This is a genomic window from Kribbella sindirgiensis (assembly GCF_004331435.1).
Classification (GTDB): domain Bacteria; phylum Actinomycetota; class Actinomycetes; order Propionibacteriales; family Kribbellaceae; genus Kribbella; species Kribbella sindirgiensis.
This window is the reverse complement of record NZ_SJKA01000008.1, coordinates 1-23643: the sequence shown is the minus strand read 5'-3', so window position 1 is coordinate 23643 and position 23643 is coordinate 1. Positions and strand designations below refer to the sequence as shown.

Annotated in this window: 24 protein-coding genes; 16 read left to right on the top strand and 8 right to left on the bottom strand. The window is 68.7% G+C overall.

Annotated features, from left to right (window positions below; genetic code table 11):
- The 4 genes from E0H50_RS23435 to E0H50_RS23420 are packed head-to-tail and all read right to left on the bottom strand — an operon-like array spanning position 1 to position 4012.
- A complete protein-coding gene (locus E0H50_RS23435) occupies positions 1 to 2085 on the bottom strand; it encodes a S9 family peptidase (RefSeq protein WP_131292105.1) in 2085 nt (694 codons plus the stop codon).
- 36 nt (positions 2086 to 2121) lie between these two features.
- Positions 2122 to 2925 (bottom strand): exodeoxyribonuclease III, encoded by an 804-nt coding sequence (locus E0H50_RS23430; protein ID WP_131292103.1) that lies wholly within the window; start codon positions 2923 to 2925, stop codon positions 2122 to 2124.
- Positions 2926 to 2935: 10 nt separating this feature from the next.
- On the bottom strand, positions 2936 to 3409 hold the full coding sequence (locus E0H50_RS23425) for a hypothetical protein (RefSeq protein WP_131292102.1): 474 nt from the start codon (positions 3407 to 3409) through the stop codon (positions 2936 to 2938).
- Positions 3410 to 3415: 6 nt separating this feature from the next.
- Complete coding sequence (locus E0H50_RS23420) at positions 3416 to 4012, bottom strand: TetR/AcrR family transcriptional regulator (RefSeq protein ID WP_131292100.1); 597 nt, start codon at positions 4010 to 4012, stop codon at positions 3416 to 3418.
- A gap of 73 nt (positions 4013 to 4085) precedes the next feature.
- Here E0H50_RS23420 and E0H50_RS23415 point away from each other — a divergent pair, with 73 nt between their 5' ends.
- From E0H50_RS23415 to E0H50_RS23395, 5 genes are read left to right on the top strand one after another with little or no spacing between them, the layout of a single operon-like run.
- Positions 4086 to 4976: an SDR family oxidoreductase gene (locus E0H50_RS23415; RefSeq protein WP_131292097.1), complete on the top strand. Its 891-nt coding sequence runs from the start codon at positions 4086 to 4088 to the stop codon at positions 4974 to 4976.
- A gap of 8 nt (positions 4977 to 4984) precedes the next feature.
- Positions 4985 to 6121 carry a saccharopine dehydrogenase family protein gene (locus tag E0H50_RS23410; RefSeq protein ID WP_131292095.1) on the top strand — a complete coding sequence of 379 codons (1137 nt, stop codon included), beginning with the start codon at positions 4985 to 4987 and terminating at the stop codon, positions 6119 to 6121.
- The gene (locus E0H50_RS23405; protein ID WP_131292093.1) at positions 6093 to 6947 is read left to right on the top strand and encodes an alpha/beta fold hydrolase; all 855 of its coding nucleotides are present in this window, start codon (positions 6093 to 6095) and stop codon (positions 6945 to 6947) included. The genes E0H50_RS23410 and E0H50_RS23405 overlap by 29 nt, the downstream gene beginning before the upstream one ends.
- A complete protein-coding gene (locus E0H50_RS23400; RefSeq protein WP_131292092.1) occupies positions 6944 to 7330 on the top strand; it encodes a YccF domain-containing protein in 387 nt (128 codons plus the stop codon). Before E0H50_RS23405 ends, E0H50_RS23400 begins: the two co-directional genes overlap by 4 nt.
- The gene (locus tag E0H50_RS23395; protein ID WP_131292090.1) at positions 7327 to 8076 is read left to right on the top strand and encodes an MBL fold metallo-hydrolase; all 750 of its coding nucleotides are present in this window, start codon (positions 7327 to 7329) and stop codon (positions 8074 to 8076) included. The genes E0H50_RS23400 and E0H50_RS23395 overlap by 4 nt, the downstream gene beginning before the upstream one ends.
- Before the next feature lie 91 nt (positions 8077 to 8167).
- Here the strand turns inward: E0H50_RS23395 and E0H50_RS23390 are convergent, their stop codons facing one another.
- A complete protein-coding gene (locus E0H50_RS23390) occupies positions 8168 to 8686 on the bottom strand; it encodes a hemerythrin domain-containing protein (RefSeq protein WP_131292088.1) in 519 nt (172 codons plus the stop codon).
- A gap of 52 nt (positions 8687 to 8738) precedes the next feature.
- On the opposite strand from E0H50_RS23390, the gene ddaH reads away from it, so the two are divergent.
- The gene (gene ddaH, locus E0H50_RS23385) at positions 8739 to 9500 is read left to right on the top strand and encodes a dimethylargininase (protein ID WP_131292086.1); all 762 of its coding nucleotides are present in this window, start codon (positions 8739 to 8741) and stop codon (positions 9498 to 9500) included.
- On the opposite strand, the gene E0H50_RS23380 is transcribed toward ddaH, so the two are convergent.
- On the bottom strand, positions 9469 to 10401 hold the full coding sequence (locus E0H50_RS23380; RefSeq protein WP_131292085.1) for a tetratricopeptide repeat protein: 933 nt from the start codon (positions 10399 to 10401) through the stop codon (positions 9469 to 9471). The genes ddaH and E0H50_RS23380 overlap by 32 nt on opposite strands.
- Positions 10394 to 11749 carry a DNA polymerase IV gene (locus E0H50_RS23375; RefSeq protein WP_131292083.1) on the bottom strand — a complete coding sequence of 452 codons (1356 nt, stop codon included), beginning with the start codon at positions 11747 to 11749 and terminating at the stop codon, positions 10394 to 10396. The genes E0H50_RS23380 and E0H50_RS23375 overlap by 8 nt, the downstream gene beginning before the upstream one ends.
- 277 nt (positions 11750 to 12026) lie before the next feature.
- Between E0H50_RS23375 and E0H50_RS23370 the strand changes: the two genes are divergently transcribed.
- The 9 genes from E0H50_RS23370 (at position 12027) to E0H50_RS23330 (ending at position 21000) form a co-directional block, all read left to right on the top strand.
- Positions 12027 to 13505, top strand: a complete 1479-nt coding sequence (locus E0H50_RS23370; protein ID WP_131292081.1) for a glutamate-cysteine ligase family protein — start codon at positions 12027 to 12029, stop codon at positions 13503 to 13505.
- A gap of 343 nt (positions 13506 to 13848) precedes the next feature.
- On the top strand, positions 13849 to 14262 hold the full coding sequence (locus tag E0H50_RS23365) for a universal stress protein (RefSeq protein ID WP_131292079.1): 414 nt from the start codon (positions 13849 to 13851) through the stop codon (positions 14260 to 14262).
- Positions 14262 to 14882: an HhH-GPD-type base excision DNA repair protein gene (locus tag E0H50_RS23360; protein WP_131292077.1), complete on the top strand. Its 621-nt coding sequence runs from the start codon at positions 14262 to 14264 to the stop codon at positions 14880 to 14882. Before E0H50_RS23365 ends, E0H50_RS23360 begins: the two co-directional genes overlap by 1 nt.
- Before the next feature lie 203 nt (positions 14883 to 15085).
- Positions 15086 to 16402, top strand: a complete 1317-nt coding sequence (locus E0H50_RS23355) for an RNA polymerase sigma factor (protein ID WP_131292075.1) — start codon at positions 15086 to 15088, stop codon at positions 16400 to 16402.
- Positions 16403 to 16415: 13 nt separating this feature from the next.
- Positions 16416 to 16682: a DUF6412 domain-containing protein gene (locus E0H50_RS23350; RefSeq protein ID WP_131292074.1), complete on the top strand. Its 267-nt coding sequence runs from the start codon at positions 16416 to 16418 to the stop codon at positions 16680 to 16682.
- Positions 16683 to 16727: 45 nt separating this feature from the next.
- Complete coding sequence (locus E0H50_RS23345) at positions 16728 to 17405, top strand: YidC/Oxa1 family membrane protein insertase (protein ID WP_131292072.1); 678 nt, start codon at positions 16728 to 16730, stop codon at positions 17403 to 17405.
- 541 nt (positions 17406 to 17946) lie between these two features.
- Positions 17947 to 19101: an ROK family transcriptional regulator gene (locus E0H50_RS23340; RefSeq protein ID WP_131292070.1), complete on the top strand. Its 1155-nt coding sequence runs from the start codon at positions 17947 to 17949 to the stop codon at positions 19099 to 19101.
- Positions 19098 to 19943, top strand: a complete 846-nt coding sequence (locus tag E0H50_RS23335) for a sugar phosphate isomerase/epimerase family protein (RefSeq protein ID WP_131292068.1) — start codon at positions 19098 to 19100, stop codon at positions 19941 to 19943. Before E0H50_RS23340 ends, E0H50_RS23335 begins: the two co-directional genes overlap by 4 nt.
- Before the next feature lies 1 nt (position 19944).
- Positions 19945 to 21000, top strand: coding sequence for a Gfo/Idh/MocA family protein (locus E0H50_RS23330; protein WP_131292066.1), 1056 nt, complete (start codon positions 19945 to 19947; stop codon positions 20998 to 21000).
- 45 nt (positions 21001 to 21045) lie between these two features.
- Here the strand turns inward: E0H50_RS23330 and E0H50_RS23325 are convergent, their stop codons facing one another.
- Positions 21046 to 21768, bottom strand: a complete 723-nt coding sequence (locus tag E0H50_RS23325; RefSeq protein ID WP_131292064.1) for a TetR/AcrR family transcriptional regulator — start codon at positions 21766 to 21768, stop codon at positions 21046 to 21048.
- 136 nt (positions 21769 to 21904) lie between these two features.
- Here E0H50_RS23325 and E0H50_RS23320 point away from each other — a divergent pair, with 136 nt between their 5' ends.
- Positions 21905 to 23389 carry an MFS transporter gene (locus E0H50_RS23320; RefSeq protein WP_131292062.1) on the top strand — a complete coding sequence of 495 codons (1485 nt, stop codon included), beginning with the start codon at positions 21905 to 21907 and terminating at the stop codon, positions 23387 to 23389.
- The last annotated feature ends 254 nt before the right edge of the window (positions 23390 to 23643 follow it).

Below are 23643 nucleotides of genomic sequence, written 5' to 3'. Positions count from 1 at the left end.
TCAGCTGAGTCCGAGGGTGTCGAGCTCCCACGACAGCGAGAACGCGACCTCGCGCCAGGCGTCGTACCGCCCGCTGCGGCCGCCGTGCCCGGCGTCCATCTCGGTCTTGAGCAGGACGTCGGGGTCACCGGCCGCGGTCGCCCGGAGTTTCGCCACCCACTTCGCCGGCTCGACGAAGAACACCCGGGTGTCGTTCAGGCTGGTGATCGCGAGGATGCGCGGATAGTGCTGCGCGGTGACGTTTTCGTACGGCGAGTAGGACTTCATGTACTCGTAGACAGCCGGGTCCTCGAGCGGATTGCCCCATTCCTCCCACTCGATCACGGTGAGCGGCAGCGACGGGTCCAGAATCGTCGTCAACGCGTCGACGAACGGGACTTCCGCGACGATTCCGCCGAATGCCTGCGGGGCCAGGTTCGCGACCGCGCCCATCAGCAGCCCGCCGGCGCTGCCGCCCTGCGCGACGATCCGCTCCGGCCTGGTCCAGCCGGACCGCACCAGGTGCTCGGCGGCCGCGACGAAGTCCGTGAACGTGTTCCGCTTGGTGAGCATCTTGCCGTCGTCGTACCAGTGCCGGCCGAGCTCGCCGCCGCCGCGGATGTGCGCGATCGCGAACACCACGCCGCGGTCGAGCAGCGACAGCCGCGGGATCGAGAACCACGGATCCATCGACGACTCGTACGAGCCGTACCCGTACAGCACGACCGGCGCATTCCCGTCCTTCGCGACGTCCTTGCGCGCGACCATCGAGATCGGCACCTTCGTCCCGTCCGGAGCGGTCGCCCACTCGCGGTACTGCGTGTAGTCGCTCATGTCGACGCCGCCGAGTACGGGCTGCTGCTTGAGCAGTCGCCGCTCGCCGGTCGCGACATCCACGTCGTACGTCGAACCCGGGGTGACGAGGGAGGTGTAGCCGAAGCGGTAGCGGGTGTCGTGCCACTCGTCGTTGCGGCCGGGGGACACGGTGTAGATCGGCTCGTCGAACTCGAGTACCTCGGGAGCGCCGAAACCGTCCGCGGTACGCCGCATGATCGCGAGCTCGGTGAGCGCGTTGCGGCGCCGGTACAGGATGACGTGGTCAGCGAACGCGTCCGCGCCGAGCAGACGGCTGGTCTCGTCGCCCTCGATCAGCGTCGTCCAGTCGCCGGGGGATTCGAGCGGCGCGGACGCCAGCGAGAAGTTGGCGGCGTCCGCGTTGTGCGTGATCAGGAGCTGGTCGCCGGCGTGCTCGACGTCGTACTCGACACCCTCGCGGCGGGCCGCGACCACGACCGGGTCACCCGCCGGGTTCTGGGCGTCGAGCAGCCAGACCTCGCTGGTGAGCTTGCTGCCGAGCGCGATCATGATCGCCTGCTCGTTGCGGGTCAGGTCGACGCCGACCCAGAACCGCTCGTCGGTCTCCTCCATGACGAGTACGTCGTCGGCGGCGCCGAGGGTGTGCCGCCAGACCTGGTACGGGCGCCAGGCGTCGTCGACCTTGGTGTAGAAGATCGTCGAGCCGTCGGCGGACCACGCCGAGCCGTAGTGCACCTCGGGCAGCTCGTCCGGCAGCAGCTCGCCGGTGTCGAGGTCCTTGATCCGCAGGGTGAACCGCTCGTCGCCCTTGAGGTCGACCGAGTACGCGAGCAGCCGGCCGTCGGGGGACACGTCGACGGTGCCGAGCGAGAAGAACTCGGAGTCGCCGGCCACCTCGTTACCGTCCAGCATGACCTCTTCGCCCGCGATCTCGCCGTCGGTCGCCGGCGGCTGGTCGCCGTCGACCTTGACCCGGCAGTGCAGCGAGTACTGCCGGCCCTCGATCGTGCGCGAGTAGTACCAGTACCCACCGCGCCGGGCCGGGACGCTCAGGTCGGTCTGCAGCGTCCGGTCCGAGATCTCCTTGAAGATTGCCTCACGCAACGATTCCAGGTGCGCCGTCCGCGCCTCGGTGTACGCGTTCTCGGCCCGCAGGTACCCCAGCACCTCGTCGTCGCCCTTGTCCCGCAACCACTCGTACTCGTCGACGAACACATCACCGTGATGCACCCGCTCAACCGGCTTCCGCGCAGCAACCGGCGGCACAGGCGAAGAAGAATTCTCAGACATGCCGCGAGACTACCTGCGCCCCCGGACAAGAACTATTCAGATGTCGTACGTCGCCACGACCGGGGCGTGGTCGCTCCAGCGTTCGGCGTACGTCGGGGCTCGGTGGACGACGCAGGTGGTGGCGGTGGTGGCCAACTCCGGCGAGGCGATCTGGTAGTCGATGCGCCAGCCGGCGTCGTTGTCGAAGGCCTTGCCGCGCCAGGACCACCACGAGTACGGGCCGGGGCCTTCGCCGCCGAAGCGGCGGCCGAGGTCCACCCACCCGGCCTCGAACAGGCGGTCCATCCAGGCGCGTTCCTCGGGCAGGAAGCCGCTCTTCTTGCGGTTCGCCTTCCAGGCCTTCAGGTCTTCCTCGCGGTGCGCGATGTTCAGGTCGCCGCACAGCAGCACGTGCCGCCCGTCCGCCCGCAGTTCCGTCAGCCGCGCGGTGATCGCGTCCAGGAACGCGTACTTCTCCTCCTGCCGCGGCGGGGTCTCGAACTCCCCGGTGAACACGTACGTGCTGACCGCAGTCAACGTCGTACCGTCGTCCAGCACGACGTCCGCCTCGACCCAGCGCCCGGTCCCGGCGAACCGCTCGGGCCCGATCTCGCCGCGCTCGTCCTTGATCGGCCGCCGGCTCGCGACCGCGACACCCGCGCGGCCCTTGTGCCCGTCGATCGCCGGCTCGGCGTGCGCGATGTTCCAGTCGCCGCCCAGCAGTTCCCGCAGCACGTCGTCCGACGCGCGAACTTCCTGCATCAGCAACAGGTCCGGGTCCGTGCTCTCCAGCCACGGCGCCATCCCGCGCCGGAAGGCGGCCCTGATCCCGTTCACATTCACCGTGGCAACCGTCAGCACGGCGGAAACCCTACCCCTTGGTGTGCCCCGGCTTGACCACCATCAGCACCAGGACGACCGCCCAGAGCAGACTGAAGATCCCGCTCGTCATCGACAACAGCTTCGCCTTCGACAGCACCCCCGCCCGTACGTCGGCCGGCTGGTCAGCGACCGCGATTACGGCGGACTGTGCCGGCACGACCAGGAACGCGAGCACGAGGGCGGCGGCCAGCGTGAGGACGATCGAGACGATCAGCCACGCCTCGTCCATCACCTGCATGCCACCCGCGACCGCGAACCCGAAGACCGGTACAGCGAGGCCGGCCCACGCGTACACCCGGGTGATCCGGTGCAGTACGTCGAGCCCGCCCGCGTCCGGCGACCCTGGTGTCTCAGTGCCGAGCATCTTGCGGGCGAGCGGCGGGAACATGCTCGCCGCGACGGTGACCGGACCGACGCACAGGATCGCGGCAAGAACGTGAATCGTCAGGAAGAACTTGTTCATCAGCTCTCATTCGGACGTTGTCGTGAGGATCGCGTCCAGGGACCGCGCGCACAGATGCTCGAGGGCTTCGGGCGAGACGGTCGGGTTGTCGATCCACACCAGCAGGGTCTGTTCGACGTAACCCTGCCAGCCGTGGCACGCGAGCTCGACGACGGGGGTGATCTCGATGCCACGCTCCGCGACGGCGCTGATCACCCATTGGCTGAAGACCCGGCGCAGATCGGAGTGCAGCGCCCGGATCTCCGGGTCACCGGCGGCCGACATCAGCAGCGTCGCCCGGTAGAGCTGCGGCGCCTCGAGGACGGCGCGGACGAACGCGCGGATCCCGGCCCGCAGCTGCTCGTCGGGAGGCAGCGACGGGTCCGGGGCGGTGCGCAGCATGACCTCGGCAGCGGCCTCCTCGATGACGGCGTACTGGAACTTCTTCTTGGAGCCGAAGTAGTGGAAGAGGAGAGCGGGGGAGACGCCGGCCTCGGCGGCGACGAGCTCGACCGTGAGCTCGCGGTGCGGGTCCGCGAGCAGCACCCGGCGCGCGGCGGCCAGGATCTGCGCGCGCCGCTCGTCGGGCCGCAGCCGGGCACCGGAGGAAGAGGTCTGACTCACCCGGACAGTCTATTGAGTATTCGGTCAACAAGCACTTACTGTTGAGTATCCACTCAACAAGCTGGAGGTCCCGATGCGTCCGTTGCCCGGTCAAGTCGTGCTCATCACCGGCGCCTCCCGGGGGATCGGCGCCGCGGTCGCCCGGAAGCTGGCGCAGGACGGCGCGAAGCTCGCACTGGTCGGCCTGGAGCCGGACGAGCTGAAGAAGGTCGCCGAGGACTGCGGACCGGACGCCGGCTGGTGGGAGGCCGACGTCACCGACACCGACTCGCTGCGGACCGCGGTCGAGGCGATCGCCGAGCGCTACGGCCGGATCGACGTCGTGATGGCGAACGCCGGGATCGCCGCGCCGGGATTCAGCCGAAGCATGGACCCGAAGGTCTGGGAGCGTGTTCTGGACGTCGACCTGGTCGGTGTCTGGCGGACGGTTCACCTGACGCTGCCGTACCTGCTGGAGAGCAAGGGTTATCTGCTGCTCGTCTCGTCCCTGGCCGCGATCGTGCACATCCCGGGCCTCGCGTCGTACAACGTGTCCAAGGCCGGGGTCGAGGCGATGGGGGACACGCTGCGGCCGGAGCTGAAGCACCTCGGCGTCCGGGTCGGCGTCGCGCACATGACGTTCGTCGACACCGACATGGTGCGCGGGGTCGACACGCACCCGGTGTTCGGCAAGGTGCGGACCGGGATCCCGGGTGTGAGCAAGACGTACTCGCTGGAGTTCGCGGTGGGCAAGTTCGTCGAGGGCATCAGGAAGCGCTCGCGCACCGTGCACGTACCGGGCTGGATCGGCGCGCTGAAGGTGTTCCGCTGGGTGATCCCGCATGTCATCGAGGCCGGTTCGCGGTTCAGCGTGCCGAAGGCCGACGCGGCGGCGCTGGCCGATGTCCGGTCGCGCGGAGCTGAGGCGTCCTCGCGACCGAGCGGCGCCGGCGGGCTGGCGGATGCCGCCGCTGCGCAGAAGTGAGCCCAGATATGAGCCGCGAGTACGACGTTGTGCTGCTAGGAGCGAGCGGGTTCACGGGCGCGCTCACGGCGGAGTACCTGGCGAAGAACGCGCCCGAGGGCCTCCGCTGGGCCGTTGCCGGACGCAACAAACAGAAGCTGGAGCGGTTCAGCCGGGACATCCTCGTCGCGGACGTCACCGACCCGACCTCCCTGCGCGAGCTCGCCGAGTCAACGAAGGTCGTCGCCACCACGGTCGGCCCGTACGTCGAGTACGGCGAACCGCTGGTCGCGGCCTGCGCCGAGGCCGGGACCGGGTACCTCGATCTGACCGGTGAGCCGGAGTTCCTGGACCGGATGTACGTGCGGTACCACGAGCGCGCGACGCAGACGGGTGCCCGGATCATCCACGCGTGCGGCTTCGACTCGATCCCGTACGACCTGGGGGTGCAGTACACGGTCGAGCAGTTGCCGGAGAACGTGCCGATCCAGGTGGACGGACTGCTGCGCGCCGGCGGCCGCCCGTCCGAGGGAACGTTCCATACTGCGATCACCGCGTTCTCGCGACCGAAACAGAACCTGGACGCGCACCGCGCCCGGCGTGCGGCCGAACCCCGGCCGGCGGACCGACGGGCGCGGGCGGTGCCGGGGAAGATCCACCGTCAGCAGGGGTTCTGGGCGGTTCCGTTGCCGACGATCGATCCACAGATCGTCGGGTACTCGGGCCGCCTGCTCGATCGCTACGGGCCCGACTTCCGGTACTCGCACTACGCCGCGATGAAGCGTCTCCCGACTGTTGCCGCAGGTATCGGCGGGGTGGGTCTGCTGGTCGCGGGCGCCCAGGTGCCGCCGATCCGGAACGCGCTGCTGAAGCGTCTCCAGCCCGGTGACGGCCCGAGCGCGGAACAGCGGGCGCGGTCGTGGTTCAACGTGCGGTTCGTCGGCCGGGGCGGTGGCAAGCAGGTGATCACCGAGGTCGCGGGCCGGGACCCCGGGTACGACGAGACCGCGAAGATGCTCGGGGAGAGCGCTCTGTGCCTGGCGCTCGACGATCTGCCGGAGACCGCCGGCCAGACGACGACTGCCGCGGCGATGGGACCCGCTCTGCGCGAGCGCCTGGTGAAAGCGGGGATGACCTTTGCCACCCTCGAAGTCGACAGCTACTAGCCAGGACGGCACCACCCTCGCCGTCTACACCTACAACAACCGCGCTGCTCCGGTGCTGGTTTGTGTGCACGGGTATCCGGACAACGCTGCGCTCTGGGCACCGGTGGCCGACCTACTCGCCGACGAGTTCCAGGTGGTCGCGTACGACGTCCGCGGTGCCGGCGCATCCGATCACCCGGCGAGCACCGCGGCGTACGTGCTCGATCGCCTGCAGGAGGACTTCCGCGCAGTCATCGACCAGGTGTCACCCGACCGACCCGTGCACGTGCTCGCCCACGACTGGGGCTCCATCCAGGCGTGGCACTTCGTGACTGCCCCCGACCTGCAACCGCGCATCGCGTCCTTCACGTCCATCTCCGGCCCGTCGCTCGATCACGCCGGTTACTTCCTCAGAAAGGGCTCCCGCGCGGCGCTCAAACAGCTGTTGCACTCCTGGTACATCTTCTACTTCCACCTGCCCTGGCTCCCGGAGCTCGGTTGGCGCAAAGGCTGGGCGCACCGCGCGTTCAACCGCCTCGAGCGGCAAGAGCCCGACGACAACCGCTCTCTCGGCGACTACGTGAACGGCATCAAGCTGTACCGCGCGAACGTCGTCCCACGGCTCCTCCGACCCGCGCAACGGCGTACCGACGTACCTGTGCTCGCGGTGTCGCCGGATGCCGACCCGTTCGTCACGACGCCGCTGCAGACCGATATCGCACGCTGGGCCCCGAACCTCACGACCAAGGTGATCAGGGGCGGCCACTGGATGCCCCGGAACGATCCCGGACTTGTCGCCCGGTTGGTGCGGGAACACGCCGGTCAGGTGGCACGCTGGGGGACATGAAGACGCTCCTCAACCTGATCTGGCTGGTCCTGGCCGGGTTCTGGCTGGCGGTCGGTTACGCGGTCGCCGGGATCATCTGTTGCGTGCTGATCGTCACGATCCCGTTCGGGATCGCGTCGTTCCGGATCGCCGCGTACACGCTGTGGCCGTTCGGGCGGACCATCGTGGACAAGCGCAGTGCCGGAGCCGGCGCGCTGCTCGGCAACATCATCTGGATCGTCGTCGCGGGCTGGTGGCTCGCGCTCGGCCATCTGACCACCGGCATCGCGCTGTGCCTGACGATCGTCGGCATCCCGCTCGGTGTCGCGAACTTCAAGCTGATCCCGGTGTCGCTGGTGCCGCTCGGCAAGACGATCGTGCCGACGGATCGGCCGTTCGTGTGAGGGCGCTGACCGTCCTCGGTTCGTGCGGCGCCTGGCCCGAGGCCGGTCGGGCCTGCGCGGGCTTCCTGCTCGAGTACGACGGTTTCCGGGTCGTGCTCGATCTCGGGTACGCCGCCCTCCCGCGACTGCTCGAACACTGCCCGACGGGCGAGGTCGACGCGGTCGTCGTGACCCACCAGCACCCGGACCACTGCGTCGACGTGAGCGGTCTCGCCCGCGTGCGGTACTACGAGGCGCCGGACGCGCCACCGGTTCCGCTGCATTGCGCCCCGGGGGTTCTCGACGTACTGCGAGCACTTGAACCCCACCCGGATCCGGCAGACGTCTTCGCCGTACACGACCTGGCGTCGACGACGCGGATCGGGCCGTTCGAGGTGCTCACTGTGGAGCTGCCGCATTACAAGACGAATCTTGGCGTGCGACTCTCTGCGCCAGGGGTGTCGGTCGCGTACACGGGAGACAGCGGACCGTCTCCCGAGCTGTCGCGATTGGCCGTCGGGACGGATCTCTTCATCTCCGATGCGACGCTGCAAGGCCCGTCGCCGCAGACCCAGCCCCGCTACGTGATGACAGCCGCCGAAGCGGCCGAGGGCGCTCGGGGTGCGTCAAGGTTGTTGCTGACCCATTTCTGGCCCGGCTCGGATCGTTCAGTGTCCGTGGCAGAGGCCAAGCGATTCTTCGACGGCGAAGTGCTGGCGGCCGAAGAAGGTCTCACGCTGACTTTCTCAGTCGGGCGTACTCGGTGAACCGTCCGAGTGCGTACGGCCAGACCTGCTCGGCGACATCGGGTGGGACCGTGAGACCGGCCACGGCGGTGAGTTCGCGCACAGGCGCAGCCTAGTTCTGCTGTTCGGCCGCGACGACCTTCCGGACGTTCGCGATGTCCCCGCAGCCGGACTCGATCAAGCGGGCGCGCTCTTCGGCGAACAGGTCGCCGAGCTTGCGGCGAACACCTTCGGCCACGTCTGTCCGGGCCGGGTTCAGGACGTCTCGCTCCTCCTCGTCGAGGTGGTGCGTGAGCGCCTCGGACAGCTCGTGCAGCTTCTCGCTGAACTCCTCGCTGCCGGTGTCGTCGACCTCCATCAGGGCGAGCAGCGCGTCGTTGCCCTCGGCATGCTCGTGTTCGGAGTGCTCGACCTCGTCGGCGTCGATCGCGTCCTTGTGCCGCAGCGCCGGGTACACCTTCGACTCCTCGGCCTCGGCGTGCGCGATCAGGACGGTCGCGAGGTCGGCGAGCACCGCGGCGCGATCGCTGCGGACGTTGCGCAGTTCGCGCAGTGCCTCCTCGAACCACCTGTGGTCGGCGAGGATGATCTCGACCACGTCACCACCCGCTGCCGGAAGGATCTTCGGCATCCGTCGTCTCCTTTCTCGGATGCCCTGCCTGGTACCCGGATACCCTGCGGCCATGCCCACAGCCCTCATCCGCCGCCCGAGCCCGCGCCTCGCCGAAGGGCTGGTCACGCACATCGAGCGCACACCGGTCGACCTCGCGCTGGCGTTCGACCAATGGCAGCGGTACGTCGACGCGCTGCACGACACCGGCTGGCACACGGTCGAGGTACCGCCGATCGACGAGTGCCCGGACAGCGTGTTCGTCGAGGACACGATGGTCGTGTACGGCGACCTCGCGGTGATCGCGCGGGCCGGCGCGGACGAGCGTCGCGCGGAGGCGGCGGCCGCCGAGGAGACGGTTGCCGCGCAGGGGTACCGGATCGTCAGGATCGACGAACCCGGGACGCTGGACGGCGGCGACGTCCTGAAGATCGGCTCGACGATCTACGTCGGCCAGGGCGGCCGGACGAACGCGGCCGGGATCCAGCAGCTGCGCGACGGGTTCGCACCGCTTGGCGTGGACGTCCACGCGGTGCCGGTGCGGAAGGTGCTGCATCTGAAGTCGGCCGTGACCGCGCTACCCGACGGCACTGTCGTCGGGTACGAGCCGCTCGTCGACGACCCCGCTGCGTTTGACGCGTTCCGTTCGGTCCCCGAGGAGGCGGGCGCGCACGTCGTACTGCTGGATGACGATCGGCTGCTGATGGCGGCGTCCGCGCCGAAGTCGGCGGAGCTGTTCGAGAGCCTGGGTTATCGGCCGGTCGTGGTCGACATCAGCGAGTTCGAGAAGCTTGAGGGCTGTGTCACGTGCTTGTCGGTGCGTCTGCGCCGCTGAGCAGCCGGCGCGCGGCCGCGGCGAGCTGCACGTCGCGCTTCTTCCCTCGCGCCTCGAGGACTCCGCACGCCTCCACCAGTGCCTTGCGGTAGATCGCCGTGTCCGGATGACCAGGCGGGGCGTCCCGGACAACCTGGGTCAGCGCCTCGACCGCCTCCGCGATGTCGCCGCACGCGAGCAACGCCTTCCCGAGCGCGGCTCGATCACGCAACAGCTGCGCGGCGTCGTCCACCACCGCGTCGGCCGCGACGATGTCCGCGAGCAACTGAGCCTCCGACCGCGGACCGCCGACCATCAACCGCGCACCGGTGATCGCCTCGGTCGCCGCCCGGGTCAGCTCGTGGTGCGGCCCGAATACGTCGACCAGCTGCGGTGTCACCAACTCGAACCAGGCGATCGCCCGCCCGTAGTTCCTCGTCGCCAGCAGACCCTGGGCCACCCGCAGCCGGACCCGCAGCGTCGCCGGGTCGTCGGCCGCCAGCACCAGCTCCCGCTCGGCCAGCGCCGCCTGGTAGAACGGCAACGCCTGCCCTGGCTCGCTCTCGTCCCAGTACGCCTCGGCCTGCTTGTACGCCGGGGCGCCGTCGAGCTCCGGGTACGCCGCGATCGCGGACACGGGCTCGCGCCGTACGAGGGCCTGCATCGGCTGATCGACCACCTTCCGGCCGACGTACGTGCGTCCGCCGGTCGGGATGATCCGGAACCGTCCGACCTTCGACACCGGAACCCACAGCACCGTGTTGTAGAGCGTCCGCACCGAGGACCCGCAGTTCTCGCACACGTTCCGGTGTCCGTAGAACCTGCTGCCCATCGGCCCCGCCGTCTCGGCCGCCCGCCACGCCTCCGACCCCGCCGTGCACGGCGCACAGAACGGGTACACCCCCCGCCGTTCTTCATTCATTCGAGACATTGTGGTCAGTTTCGGGTTCGTCGTCTGCATCCGCGGGGGTGTGCTGCACTTTTGTCAGGGCCGGATCGTCGACGGAGAACGTCCGGACCGGGCCCGGTGGGGTGTCCGCGGTCTCGAAGCGGACCGTGACGCGGCCGCGTCCCGAGCCCCAGACCCAGCCGCGGCCGTAGTCCGGGTGAGCGACATCCTGACCGGGATGGAACCCGAGCTGGTCGCGCGGCCGGGCCGGCAGCTCGACCACCTCGATCGGGTTCTCGGCGTGCTCGCCTTCGGTGAACAGATCGTCCTGGATCCAGTCGGCCAGTGACGAGACGCCTACACCGAGCAACCGGATACCGCCGCCGATGTCGCTCTCCTCGAGCAGCCGGCGTGCGACCCGTGCGACCACCCGCGCGTCGTCGGTCGGGCCGGCCAGCGTCGACGAGCGGGTGTGCGTGGTGAAGTCGTGCATCCGCGTCTTGACCGTCACGGTCCGGCCGGACAGCTGCGCCTTCTGCAGACGCTCGGCGACGCGATGCGCCATCCGGTCACTGATCGCCGTCAGCAGCGCGCGGTCGATGATGTCGGTCTCGAACGTGTCCTCGACGCTGACCGACTTGGTCTCCCGATCGCTCACGACCGGCCGGTCGTCGGCCGCCACGGCGAGTCGGTGCAGGCTGGTGCCGTGCGCGGACCCGACCTGACGGATCAACTCGTCCTCGTCGAGCTGCTGCAGGTCCGCGACCGTACGGACGCCGGCCATACTCAGCCGCTGCGCGGTCGCCGGGCCGACGCCCGGGATCACGGTGACCTGCATCGGTGCGAGGAACGCGGCCTCGGTCCCGGCCGGTACGACGACCACGCCGTCCGGCTTGTCGAGATCGCTGGCGATCTTCGCGATCAGCTTCGACGTCCCCGCGCCGACCGACGCGGTCAGTCCGCCGGACACCTTGTAGATGGCCGCCTTCAGATCGTCGGCGATCGCCTGCACGTCCTCGACCGTCAGCCCGGTCAGCCCACTCGCGGCCAGATCGATGAACGCCTCGTCCAGTGACAGCGGCTCGACCAGCGGCGACAGCGCCCGCATCTCCGCCATCACCGCCTGGCTGCTCTTCCGGTACACCTCGAAACGCGGACTCAGGTACGCCGCGTGCGGGCACCGGGACCGCGCCTCGGCCGTCGACATCGCGGACCGTACGCCGTACTTGCGGGCCTCGTACGACGCGGTCGACACGACCCCGCGCACGCCGATGCCGCCGACGACCACGGGCTTGCCCCGCAGTGACGGCTTGTCCCGCTGCTCGACCGCCGCGAAGAACGCGTCCAGGTCCACGTGCAGCACCGAAGGATCCCCTCGCACAACCCCAGTCTCCCCGCCCCCACCGACAATCCGCGCCACCGAACCCCACCCTCCAACCCACCCCAGCCAACTTTGAGTACCCACCAACCATTTTTCACGCTGGGAAATGGTTGGTGGGTTCTCAAAGTCGGCCTGCGTCGAAGGTTGCCGCGGGCAAGGCCGCGGGGTGGGAGAGGGGTGGCAGAGGGGTGGCGGCGACGCACTGGGAGTGGTTCGGGATCACATCTGGCGGCAGGTTCGGGCACACTGAGCACAGGAGCCACCACGGGAGGCGCTGATGGGTGAGGAAGTCGACCGGGTCGAGTTCACCCGGGCGGACCGGACCGCGTTCCGCGAACAGGTGCACCGCAACCTCGACGCCTTCGCGCGGATGCTGCGCGAGAACCGGTTCGCGCCCGAGCGGCCGATGACCGGGATCGAGATCGAGCTGAACCTGGTCGACGAGAAGTGCGACCCGGCGTTCAAGAACTCCGAGGTGCTGAGCGCGATCGAGGACGACGCGTTCCAGACCGAGCTCGGCCAGTTCAACATCGAGATCAACGTGCCGCCCGGACAGATCGACGGACTCGGTCTGGACACCATGGAGTCGAACATCCGGGACAGCCTGAACGCCGCCGAGGACAAGGCGTCCCGGACCGGCTCGTCGATGGTCGTGGTCGGCATCCTGCCGACGCTGCTGACCGAGCACATCCGCCGCGACGCGCTCAGCACCAACCCGCGGTACGCGCTGCTCAACGACCAGATCTTCGCTGCCCGCGGCGAGGACGTGCAGATCTCCATCGACGGCGTCGAACGGCTGCAGGTCACCGCGGACAGCATCGTCCCCGAGGCCGCCTGTACGTCGACGCAGTTCCATCTCCAGGTGACACCGGAGGCGTTCCCGCGGTACTGGAACGCCGCGCAGGCGATCTCCGGCGTACAGCTCGCGGTCGGCGCGAACTCGCCGTTCCTGTTCGGCAAGGAACTGCTCCGCGAGACCCGGATCGCCTTGTTCGAACAGGCCGCCGACACCCGCACGCACGAACTGAAGACGCAGGGCGTCCGCCCGCGGGTTTGGTTCGGTGAACGATGGATCACCTCGATCTTCGACCTCTTCGAGGAGAACTCGCGGTACTACCCGGCGCTGCTGCCGGTCACCTCCGACGAGGATCCGATCGCTGTCCTGGACCGCGGTGACACGCCGGCCCTTTCGGAGTTGCGGCTGCACAACGGGACGATCTACCGCTGGAACCGGCCCGTGTACGACGTTGTCCGGGAGAAGCCGCATCTGCGCGTGGAGAATCGCGTCCTGCCGGCCGGCCCGACGGTGGTCGACACGATCGCCAACGGCGCCTTCTACTTCGGGCTGGTACGGGCGCTGGCCGACGACGAACGGCCGATCTGGTCGCAGATGTCGTTCAGCGCCGCCGAGGAGAACTTCCACAACGCGGCCCGCAACGGCATCGAGGCGGAGGTGTTCTGGCCCGGTGTCGGTACGGCGCGCGCGACCGAGCTGGTGCTCAGACGCCTGCTCCCGTTGGCGGTTCGGGGTCTGGACGCGTGGGGCGTGGACGTCGCCGTACGGGACCGGCTGCTCGGGATCATCGAGCAGCGGTGCCTGACCGGCCGCAACGGGGCGTCGTGGCAGGCCGACGAGTTCCACCGCCTGTATACAAAGGGATCGCACGGCCGAAAGGACGCGTTGCGCGGGATGCTCCGCCGGTACCGCGACCACATGCACGACAACACGCCGGTGCACGAATGGCCGGTGGACTGAACCGGTTCGTACGCCGGTGTACGCAGGACAACGTAGGACAGCGGGTCGCGGAACCCCGGTCCTTCTGGCGGAACCCGTTCGATCTTGCCCAAGGCAACGGGATCGACGGTTTCCGGGCGAGTTCGATAACGACCCGGACTACAGGGGTGGCGCATTTGGTGACAGCCCTGCAAAGGTGTGGCCACCGGAAGGTTAGGCGGGCCCGCCGCGGGTAGGACCCGGGCACCGGCAGCCCTCCGTCACCGGTGCGACACAACAGGTGCAAATGCAGCGGATGCCGACTGCGGTCGGGAGCAGTATCGTTCGAGACGGGTCGACACACACCCGGAGGTGAGGCAGGGCGATGACGACCATCGTCGTGGGTTATGTGCCGAAGGCGGAAGGCCGTGCGGCCCTTCGGCGCGCAGCGGAGGAGGCAACGCTGCGGGACGCCAAGCTGGTGGTGGTGAACTCGCACCGAGGTGGGCGCAGCTTCGACAGCGACGAGGCTGAGGCGAGTGACGCCGCGTTGACGGAAGTACGGGAGCAGCTCGACTCGACCGGTGTGCCGTACGAGGTGCGGCAACTGGTGCGTGGCCTGGACCCGGCGGAGGACCTGGTGGCCGTCGCCGAGCAGGTGCACGCGGAGTTCATCGTGATCGGGCTGCGGCGCCGTTCCCCGGTCGGCAAGCTCATCCTCGGCAGCAACGCGCAGCGGGTGCTGCTCGATGCTCCGTGTCCGGTGCTGGCCGTGAAGGCCGAGGAAGGGGAGGACTGATGACTTCGACACGCAGCAGGAAGCTGTGCCTCGCGCAGCAGCCCGACGCCGACGAGATGTTGAGCAGAGATCCGTTCGCCCTGCTGGTCGGCATGCTGCTCGACCAGCAGATTCCGATGGAGCGGGCGTTCGCCGGCCCGGTCGCGATCTCGAAGCGGATGATCGGTCCCTTCGACCCGGCGACGGTCGCGCACTACGACCCGGACGCCTTCGTCGAGGTGGTGGCCGGTCCGCCGGCCGTGCACCGGTTCCCGACCGCGATGGCGGCCCGGATCCAGACGTTGGCCAAGCACCTGGACGACCAGTACGCAGGGAACGCGTCAGGCCTGTGGTCCGACGTGAAGTCGGGGGACGATCTGCTGGCGCGACTGTCGGCGCTGCCGGGCTTCGGCGCGCAGAAGGCGAAGATCTTCGTCGCGCTGCTCGGCAAGCAGTTGAAGGTCCGGCCGCGCGGCTGGCGCGAGGCCTCCGAGCCGTACGGCGAGGACGGCGCGTTCAAGTCGGTCGCGGACGTCATCGACGTCGCGTCGCTGGTGAAGGTGCGGCAGTTCAAGCAGGAGCAGCAGATGGTGCGGCAGCGGGTGGTGGCACGGCCACTGCGGCAGACCCGCAACGGGTGACACGATCGACGGCGGCGACCCCCCGGAAATGACGTCTGCGGGGGGTCGCGCGACGCCTGGGCTTGGTTCGCGGATTACAATGGACTGTTGCCGCCGCCTGACCAGCGAGCAGCCGCGAACAGCAGCACCCAAAGACTCAGCAACACCCACAGTTCCATCAGCCGTACCGTCGTACAAACCCTGCGTCAGACGAGAGGTAATTCGTGTCGTCCAGCTCGTCCGAGAATCTTCCCGCCGAGCCGGCCCGGACCGTGGCCGCCACGGCCCGTAGCACGGCTCCGAGGACCAGCGCCCGAGTGACCGACCCCGCTGCCAAGAAGGCGGCCGCGAAGAAGGCGGCGGTGAAGGCCGCCGGCACCAAGGAGGACGGTATCCCCGCGAAGAAGGCCGCTGCCAAGAAGGCTCCGGCGAAGAAGGCAGTGTCCGAGGCGGGTCTGTCGATCGACCCGAAGACCGGGAAGCCGCGCGCGCTCGACGAGGTGGACGAGTCCGACTTCCAGCCGGAAGCGGTGAAGGGCCTGGAGAAGGAACTCACCGAGGACCAGGGCTTCATCGTCTCCGAGGCCGACGAGACCGACGAGCCCGAGCAGCAGGTGATGGTCGCCGGGGCCACCGCGGACCCGGTCAAGGACTATCTGAAGCAGATCGGCAAGGTCCCGCTGCTGAACGCCGAGCAGGAGGTCGAGCTCGCCAAGCGGATCGAGGCCGGTCTGTTCGCGGAGGAGCAGATCGCCGACGAGGCCGCGAAGCTCAAGGAGAAGGTCCGCGACGAGTACGAGTGGATCTCCGAGGACGGCCGGCGCGCCAAGAACCACCTGCTCGAGGCCAACCTGCGCCTGGTGGTGTCGTTGGCCAAGCGCTACACCGGTCGCGGCATGCTGTTCCTGGACCTGATCCAGGAGGGCAACCTCGGTCTGATCCGCGCGGTGGAGAAGTTCGACTACACCAAGGGCTACAAGTTCTCGACGTACGCGACCTGGTGGATCCGGCAGGCGATCACCCGCGCGATGGCCGACCAGGCCCGCACCATCCGGATCCCGGTGCACATGGTCGAGGTCATCAACAAGCTGGCCCGCGTCCAGCGGCAGATGCTGCAGGACCTCGGTCGCGAACCCACTCCGGAAGAGCTCGCCAAGGAGCTCGACATGACCCCGGAGAAGGTCATCGAGGTGCAGAAGTACGGTCGCGAGCCGATCTCGCTGCACACGCCGCTCGGTGAGGACGGCGACTCCGAGTTCGGTGACCTGATCGAGGACTCCGAGGCGATCGTGCCGGCCGAGGCGGTCTCGTTCACGCTGCTCCAGGAGCAGCTGCACGCGGTCCTCGACACGCTGTCCGAGCGCGAGGCCGGCGTGGTCTCGATGCGCTTCGGTCTCACCGACGGCCAGCCGAAGACGCTCGACGAGATCGGCAAGGTGTACGGCGTGACCCGTGAGCGGATCCGCCAGATCGAGTCCAAGACCATGTCGAAGCTCCGGCACCCGTCGCGGTCCCAGGTCCTCCGGGACTACCTGGACTGATGGCTGGACTGTCATGACGCAGTGGATCGCCGGCGTTCTCGCGTCGGTGGTCTCTGTGTTCGACACGGCTTCACTGGCCGCCGCCGTGCTGACGGCGGCGGCCTTGCTGTTGGCGCTGGTGGTCGTCGCGCGGACGTCCGCGCGGTGGTCGGTGCACACTGCCGCGCCGCTGCTCGCCCGGGCCACCTCGGTCCGGGACCGCGCCGAGCAGACCGTGTTCCTCCGGCTGCGCGATCCTGACGCAGCCGGTCGACCACGCCCACGAGCACCGGGACAGTAGCGCTCCACCTCGCTACCTGTTCCTACACACTCGTGGAGTTCTGCTGTGCCTTCCTTTCTGGAGGCACCGGTCGCCGGTGCCTATCACTTGCTCACGTCCGTCGTCACTGCTCTCGAACCGTTCGCCGGCGCCTACGCCGCGGTCATCGCGATCGTGCTGTGCACCCTCGCCGTACGGCTGTCTCTCGTCCCGCTCAGCGTGCGGGCGCACCGCGGGTTGAAGGCCCGCGCGGAGTTGATGCCACAGCTGAAGCAGCTGACCGAACGCCATCGCGGCAACCCGGAGCGCCTGCAGCGTGAAGTCGCGAAACTGCAGACGGAGTCCGGTACGTCGTTGTTCGCCGGCTTCCTGCCGACGCTCGCGCAACTGCCGTTCTTCTGGCTGATGTACACGCTGTTCTCGCGGACCATGGTGGCGGGGGAGTCGAACCAGCTGATCAGCGGCAACCTCCTCGGCGCCCCACTCGGCGTCCACTGGCCGATCCTCACCGGCACCCCGGCGTACGTCGTGATCGCGGTCCTGCTCGCTGTGGTCGCGTGGTTCTCGGCCCGGCTCCAGCTACGTCAGCTGGATCCGTCCGCGACCACGTTGTCCCGACGGTTCACGCAACTGTTGCCCTTTGGCACGCTTCTGACGGCCGCCTTCGTTCCCCTCGCCGCCGGCCTCTACCTCCTGACAACCGCCACCTGGACCGTCGTCGAACGAACGATCCTGCAGCGTTGATCGCCCGCCACCCGTCGTGCAGACGATGGGTTATCCCTTCGTGTTGGGGGTTCTCTACTGGTACACGAGGGAGAACCCTGCACGCGAGGGGACCGGCTCTTCTGACTGATCCGTGGAGGGTTCTGGCGTTATCAGGGGCAGAACCCTCCCACCAGCCACGATCCCCTCACCCTGACCCTGCCCCCTCACGGCACGGCATGGCACGGCACCCGGCGTGAGCTGGCCGGACCCCAAACCGGTTCGGGGAGGAACACTTCCCGGATCGGGCAGGAAACCCTCCCCAAACACCTCCCCGCACACCTCCCCGCACACCCTTTCGCGCCGCTTCACACCATGCGCGGCACCTGCCCGGATACCACTGGGGGCGATGACCCACGGATCAGTCACCAGAGCCGGATAACCCCGACACTGCTGGCTTCACCACGATCGCCGGCGTCGGCTCGGCGGGATGTCAGTTGCTCTTGGCCAATTGCCGTTGCTACTCGGCGATCCATTCTGTTACCGTCTTTATTAAAGCCGGTTCCATAATGGGTTGGGGTCGATGGACACTGCACGCGGCGCCGCCCAGGCGGAGCGATCTGCGAATCAGGTCGCGTGTCTGCGGTTCCTGGCCGAGACGGACGAGGCGCGCACGGTCGGGGTGATCAGCGAGGGCACCGGCCTGTCGCGGCCGACGGTGCATGCCGTCCTCGACGATCTCCTCGAGACCGGGCTGGTCGAGGCGGCCAGCCCGGCCTCTGCTGGTCCTGGCCGGCCGGCTCGCGCGTTCCGGTTCGCCCGCGAGACCGGCCTCGTCGCAGGCGTCGACCTCGGCCCCCGCGGAGCGCGAGCAATCATCTGCGACCTCTCCGGCCACCGCCTCGGCTACGCCGAAGTACCACCCAACACGCGAGCCGACCTCTCTCTGATCCCACAAGCCCTCGAAGCCGCTGCCACCTCGCTGGACCTTGGGCGGTTGCGGGCGGTTGGGGTTGGACTTCCTGGTGTGGTTGAGGCGGACGGACAGTTGCGGGCCAGCTTGGCGATGCCGGAGTTGGTGGGGCTGCCGGTCGCGGAGCTGCTGGCGAAGGAGTTCGGGCAGCCGATCGTCGTGGACAACGACATCAAGCTGGCGGCGCTGGCGGAGCAACGCGGCGGCGCGGGCCGTGGGTACTCCGATGTCGTCTATCTCCAGATTGGGCATCGCCTCTCAGTCTCGATCGTTCTCAACGGAGTCATCCGGCAGGGCCGCCACCGGCTCGCGGGTGAGCTCGGTGCGCAACGAGGCATGCGCTGGACGCGCAACGCCCAGCGCGGACAGCTGGTCTGGTCCGTACGACCGACCAGCGCGGAGGTGCTGAGCGCCGCCGCGGCCGGTAACGCCGACGCGCAGGCGGAGCTCGAGGACTTCTGCGCCCAGATCGCCGGCCGGATCGCGACGGTACTCCTGGTCGTGGATCCCGAGGTCGTGGTCGTGCGCGGCGGGGCCTTGCAAGACAGCGGTGCGCTGCTCCGTCCGCTCGCGGCAGCGGTCGAGCAGGAATTGGTCTTCCCCGAACGCCCACCCTTCGTCGCCTCGGCGCTGGGGCGCGAGGCGGTGGTGCTCGGGGCGGTCGGCAACGCGTTCGACCGGTGCAGCTCAGCTATCTACGGCGTCCACGGCTATCCCAGTCCGTGGGCCCACATCACTCACGAAGTGGAGAGGACCACCAAGTGAAGCTCGGAGTCAGCTCGTACTGCTTCCGCCAGCTCATGACGAGCGGCGAGATGGACCTGATCGCGGTCCTGGACTGGGTCGCGGCCTCCCCGGCCGGGCACATCGAGGTCGCCGCGATGGACGGTGAGTACTACCTGGAGAACGAGAACGTCGTCCGCGACACCGCCAAGCACGCCGAGGAGATCGGCGTACCGATCGTGAACTACCTGGTCAGCGGTGACCTGCGCACCGCCGACACCAACGAGATCGACCGGCTGCGCAAGCAGTTGGACGTCGCGCATGCGTTCGGCGCGCGGATCTTCCGGCACGACGTCGCGCCGTGGGCGTGGCGGGAGCAGGACCCGGGCGAGTTCGAGTCGACGTTCGCAAAGGTCGTCGAGGGGTGCCGTGCGGTCGCCGACCACGCCGCGGACCTGGGCATCGTGTCGACGATCGAGAACCACGGCTTCTTCATGAACGGCAGCGACCGGCTGGCCCGGCTCGTGCACGCCGTGGACCGCCCGAACTTCCGGGTCACCCTCGACCTCGGCAACGGCCTGTGCGTCGGCGAGGTGCCGGGCAAGACGGCCGCGGGCCTGATCGACGTCGCCGCGTCGATCGGCATCAAGGACTTCCACATCCGCCGCTCGGCCGGGGACGGCTGGCTGAAGACGCTGGCCGGCGACTACCTGCTCGGGACGGTCACGGGGCACGGCGACGTCGACGTACCCGGTCTGCTCGCACTGGTCGCGACCAAACCCGACGTACCGGTGAGCCTGGAGTTCGAGGGTATGGAGGCTCCGCTGGCGGCCATCGAGCGTTCGCTGGCGAACATCATCCGACTGAACGAAAGCGTGGCGTGACATGACGACGCGGATTGCGGTGATCGGCCTCGGCTCGATCGCCGTCGAGCACCTGAAGGCGTACCAGCTGAACCCGCAGGCCGAGCTCGTCGCCGTGTGCGACGTGGACCTCGAGCGGGCGAAGGCCCGTGGCGAGCAGTTCGGCGTGGCGCGGGTGACCGGCTCCGCCGAGGAGATCTTCTCGGACCCGGACGTCGACGCGGTCAGCGTCTGCGTGCCGAACACGCTGCACGCCCCGATCGCCGAGGCGGCGCTGCGGGCCGGCAAGGATGTCCTGGTCGAGAAGCCGATGACCGTGACCGTGCCGGAGGCCGAGGCACTGGTGAAGGCGGTCGAGGAGACCGGGAAGGCGCTGCAGATCGGGTACGTACGGCGGTATGCACCGAACGCCCTGGTCACGAAGCGGTTCCTGGACGCGGGCGAGTTCGGTGACATCTACGCCGCACGGGCCACGTTGCTGCGGACGGCCGGCAACCCCGGCGGCTGGTTCGGGGACGTGGAGCTGTCCGGCGGCGGTCCGCTGATCGACCTCGGCGTTCACATCATCGACCTGTGCTGGTACCTGATGGGGATGCCGAAGGCGGTGTCCGCGTCCGGTGCGACGTTCGCGCCGCTGGGTGCCCGCGACAACATCCAGAACCTGACCCGCTACAAGGCCGCGTCGGCCGCGCGGCCGAACACGGTCGAGGACTTCGCGACCGCGCAGATCCGCTTCGAGGGCGGGGCGGTCCTCGACGTGGCGACGTCCTTCTCGCTGCACGCGCGCAACGAGATCAGCGTCCGGATCCACGGTGACAAGGGCGGTGCGGAGATCGAGCCGGAGCTGCTGATGATCACCGAGCGGCACGACACGCTGCTGCACGTCCAGCCGCAGATCGACTCGCTCGGGTTCGACTTCCGGATCGGGTTCGCGAACCAGATCGACCACTTCCTGCGGATCTGCCGCGGGGAGATCCCGGCCGACGCGACCGCCGAGCAGGGCCTGGAGATGGCCCGGATGCTGACCGCGATCTACGAGTCCGCGAAGAGCGGCGCCGAGGTCGCCATCACCCGCTGATCGCCCGGTTGCCCGAGGCAGCACGCCTCGGGCAACCGGTCCGCGTCACAGGCGGGCTTCGAGGCCGTCCAGGATCCTGGCCAGGCCGTAGCTGAAGTTGTCCTCGCCGCCCGCTTCCAGGTCGGTGTCGCTGTTGGCGGCGTACAGCGCCCGCATGTGCGGGTACGGCTCGGCGGCCTTGACCGCCGCGGGCCAGACTTCGGCCTGCCATGCGGCCATGTCCTTCCCGGTGCGCTTGAGCTTGGTGATGGTCGCGGCCTCGACGGACGCGACACCGATCACGTAGCCGAGCACGGTGTTCGCGGCCTGGTCCGCCTCGATCAGCTCGAAGCCGGCGGCGAGATAGGTGCCGAGCAGGTCGTCGGAGATCCGCATCAGGTTCGGCCCGAGATAGTTCATGCCGACGTCGGCGAGCGTCGGCGCCACCCACGGGTGCCGGACGATCATCGCGCGCACGCTGCGCGCCGCGGCCTCGGCTGCCGGGCGCCACGCGGACGGATCCGCCACCGCCGGCACCTCGACTTCGCCGTACACCTCGTCGACGACGAGCTCGAGCAGCTCGTCCTTGTTCGCGACGTGCCAGTAGACCGCGGTCGCCACCGCGCCGAGCGCGGCGCCGAGCTTGCGCATCGTGAGCGCCTCCAGCCCGTCGGCGTCCAGCAGCTTGATCGCCTCCGCGACGATCTGCTCCTGGGTCAGTGCGGGCTGCTCGCGGCGCCGGCCGCGCTTCGGCCGGATCCAGACGGACGTGTACTCCTCGCTCGCCATCGTCGTACCTCCTCGTCGGGGATCACCCTAGCCGATTACTGAACACTGTGCAGGACTTGACCGGTGTTCAGTTGTAATTGCACACTGTTCAGGCAAGCTGAACGCTGTTCAAGTATTCGACTCGAGGAGGTGCGCGATGACCGCTCGGCATCCGCGCAGATGGCTGATTCTGATCGTGCTCTGCCTGAGCACGATGGTGCTGGTCCTGGACAACGGCGTCCTGAACGTCGCGATCCCGGTGCTGACCGAGGACCTCGGCGCGAGCGCGCAGGAGATCCAGTGGATCGTCGCGAGCTACATCCTGGTGTTCGCCGGCCTGCTGCTGACGGCCGGCAGCCTGTCCGACCGGTACGGGCGCAAGAAGGTGATGATCACCGGCCTCGCGATCTTCGGTGCGGCGTCCCTGCTGGCGACGTACGCCGGGACTCCGGAGATGCTGATCGCGGGACGGGTGCTGATGGGCGTCGGGGGAGCGGTGGTGATGCCGAGCACCCTGTCGGTGCTGATCACGGTCTTCGACGACGACGAACGCCGCAAGGCGATGTCGATCTGGAGCTCGGTGCTGATGGTCGGGCTGATCGGCGGCCCGGTGCTCGGCGGCGCGCTGATCGCGAAGTTCTGGTGGGGTTCGGTGTTCTTGATCAACGTGCCGGTCGCGGTGATCGCGATCATCGCGGCGGTCATCCTGATGCCGGAGTCGAAGGGCCCGTGGCGCAAGCCCGACCCGATCGGTGCAGTGCTGTCGATGGTCGGACTGGTCGCGCTGGTCTGGGTGATCATCGACCTGCCGGAGCACGGTCTGTCGTGGCCGATGCTGGCGGTCGCTGTCGCCGGGCTGACGCTGTTCGTCGGGTGGGAGCTGCGGACGCCGGTGCCGATGGTGCCGTTGGCGCTGTTCCGTGACCGGAACTTCAGTGGCGGGAGCCTGTCGCTGGTGCTGCTGCAGATCGCGAACGGCGGGCTGATCCTGGCGCTGACGCAGTACCTGCAGTTCGTGCTCGGGTTCTCGCCGACGAAGGCCGGTCTGGCGATGGCGCCGATGGCGGTGGCGGTCATCCTGGTGAACGGCGTCGGGGCGACGCTCGGTCAGAAGATCGGGAACCGGCCGATGACCGTTGCCGGGCTGGTCGTGCTGGCCGGCGGGTTCTGGGTGATGTCGACGCTGTCCGCGGACGACGGGTTCGGGATGGTCGCACTGGCGCTGGGTGTGTTCGGCGCGGGCGCCGGGATGGCCCAGCCGGCGGCGACCGCGGCGCTGATGGGTGCGGTGCCGCACGAGCACGCCGGTGTCGGATCGGCGCTGAACGACACCGTGCAGCAGGCGGGTGCGGCGCTGGGGATCGCGATCCTCGGGTCGGCGCTGGCGAACAACTTCACCGCGAACATGCCGGAGTCGGCCCCGGCCGCCGCGCGCCGCTCGATCGGCGAAGCCTTCACTCTCGGAGACGCAGGAGTGGCCGCAGTCGCCCGGACGGCCTTTGCGGAGGCGATGTCGGGCACCTTCGTGGTCAGCGCAGTCGCAGTCCTCGGGTCCGCGGTGCTGGCGTTCGCGCTCCTGCGAGACAAGAAGAACACGACCGAAGCGGAGGAGCCGGACGACGAAACCGTCGCGGTGGGGTGACAGCCTAGTTGAGTAGGGCGGTGGGTCGATGCCTTCTCGGCACACCGACCGTCACTGGTGCCGAGCCATTCTCGCGCCAAGCTCTCCGGTTCTTGAACGCCTTCAGCGCTTCTGCCCGTTCGGTGTGCACCACCGGGCTTGGGGAGGGTTGTGTGGGCAGATTCAGGGGGTGGTCGCAACGCGGTCTAGGTCTTGGATGAGGAGGCTAGCGAACATTTCGCGGGGGGTGTGGTAGCCGAGGCGTTTGCGGGGTC

Bases quoted from the DNA above. Each gene is read 5' to 3' on its own strand.
- E0H50_RS23320 (WP_131292062.1), top strand. From the start codon at position 21,905: ATGACCGCTCGGCATCCGCGCAGATGGCTGATTCTGATCGTGCTCTGC.
- E0H50_RS23410 (WP_131292095.1), top strand. From the start codon at position 4,985: ATGAGCCGCGAGTACGACGTTGTGCTGCTAGGAGCGAGCGGGTTCACG.
- E0H50_RS23415 (WP_131292097.1), top strand. From the start codon at position 4,086: ATGCGTCCGTTGCCCGGTCAAGTCGTGCTCATCACCGGCGCCTCCCGG.
- E0H50_RS23425 (WP_131292102.1), bottom strand. From the start codon at position 3,409: ATGAACAAGTTCTTCCTGACGATTCACGTTCTTGCCGCGATCCTGTGC.
- E0H50_RS23380 (WP_131292085.1), bottom strand. From the start codon at position 10,401: ATGAATGAAGAACGGCGGGGGGTGTACCCGTTCTGTGCGCCGTGCACG.
- E0H50_RS23365 (WP_131292079.1), top strand. From the start codon at position 13,849: ATGACGACCATCGTCGTGGGTTATGTGCCGAAGGCGGAAGGCCGTGCG.
- E0H50_RS23390 (WP_131292088.1), bottom strand. From the start codon at position 8,686: ATGCCGAAGATCCTTCCGGCAGCGGGTGGTGACGTGGTCGAGATCATC.
- E0H50_RS23360 (WP_131292077.1), top strand. From the start codon at position 14,262: ATGACTTCGACACGCAGCAGGAAGCTGTGCCTCGCGCAGCAGCCCGAC.
- E0H50_RS23370 (WP_131292081.1), top strand. From the start codon at position 12,027: ATGGGTGAGGAAGTCGACCGGGTCGAGTTCACCCGGGCGGACCGGACC.
- E0H50_RS23330 (WP_131292066.1), top strand. From the start codon at position 19,945: ATGACGACGCGGATTGCGGTGATCGGCCTCGGCTCGATCGCCGTCGAG.
- E0H50_RS23400 (WP_131292092.1), top strand. From the start codon at position 6,944: ATGAAGACGCTCCTCAACCTGATCTGGCTGGTCCTGGCCGGGTTCTGG.
- E0H50_RS23350 (WP_131292074.1), top strand. From the start codon at position 16,416: ATGACGCAGTGGATCGCCGGCGTTCTCGCGTCGGTGGTCTCTGTGTTC.
- ddaH (WP_131292086.1), top strand. From the start codon at position 8,739: ATGCCCACAGCCCTCATCCGCCGCCCGAGCCCGCGCCTCGCCGAAGGG.
- E0H50_RS23435 (WP_131292105.1), bottom strand. From the start codon at position 2,085: ATGTCTGAGAATTCTTCTTCGCCTGTGCCGCCGGTTGCTGCGCGGAAG.
- E0H50_RS23325 (WP_131292064.1), bottom strand. From the start codon at position 21,768: ATGGCGAGCGAGGAGTACACGTCCGTCTGGATCCGGCCGAAGCGCGGC.
- E0H50_RS23340 (WP_131292070.1), top strand. From the start codon at position 17,947: ATGGACACTGCACGCGGCGCCGCCCAGGCGGAGCGATCTGCGAATCAG.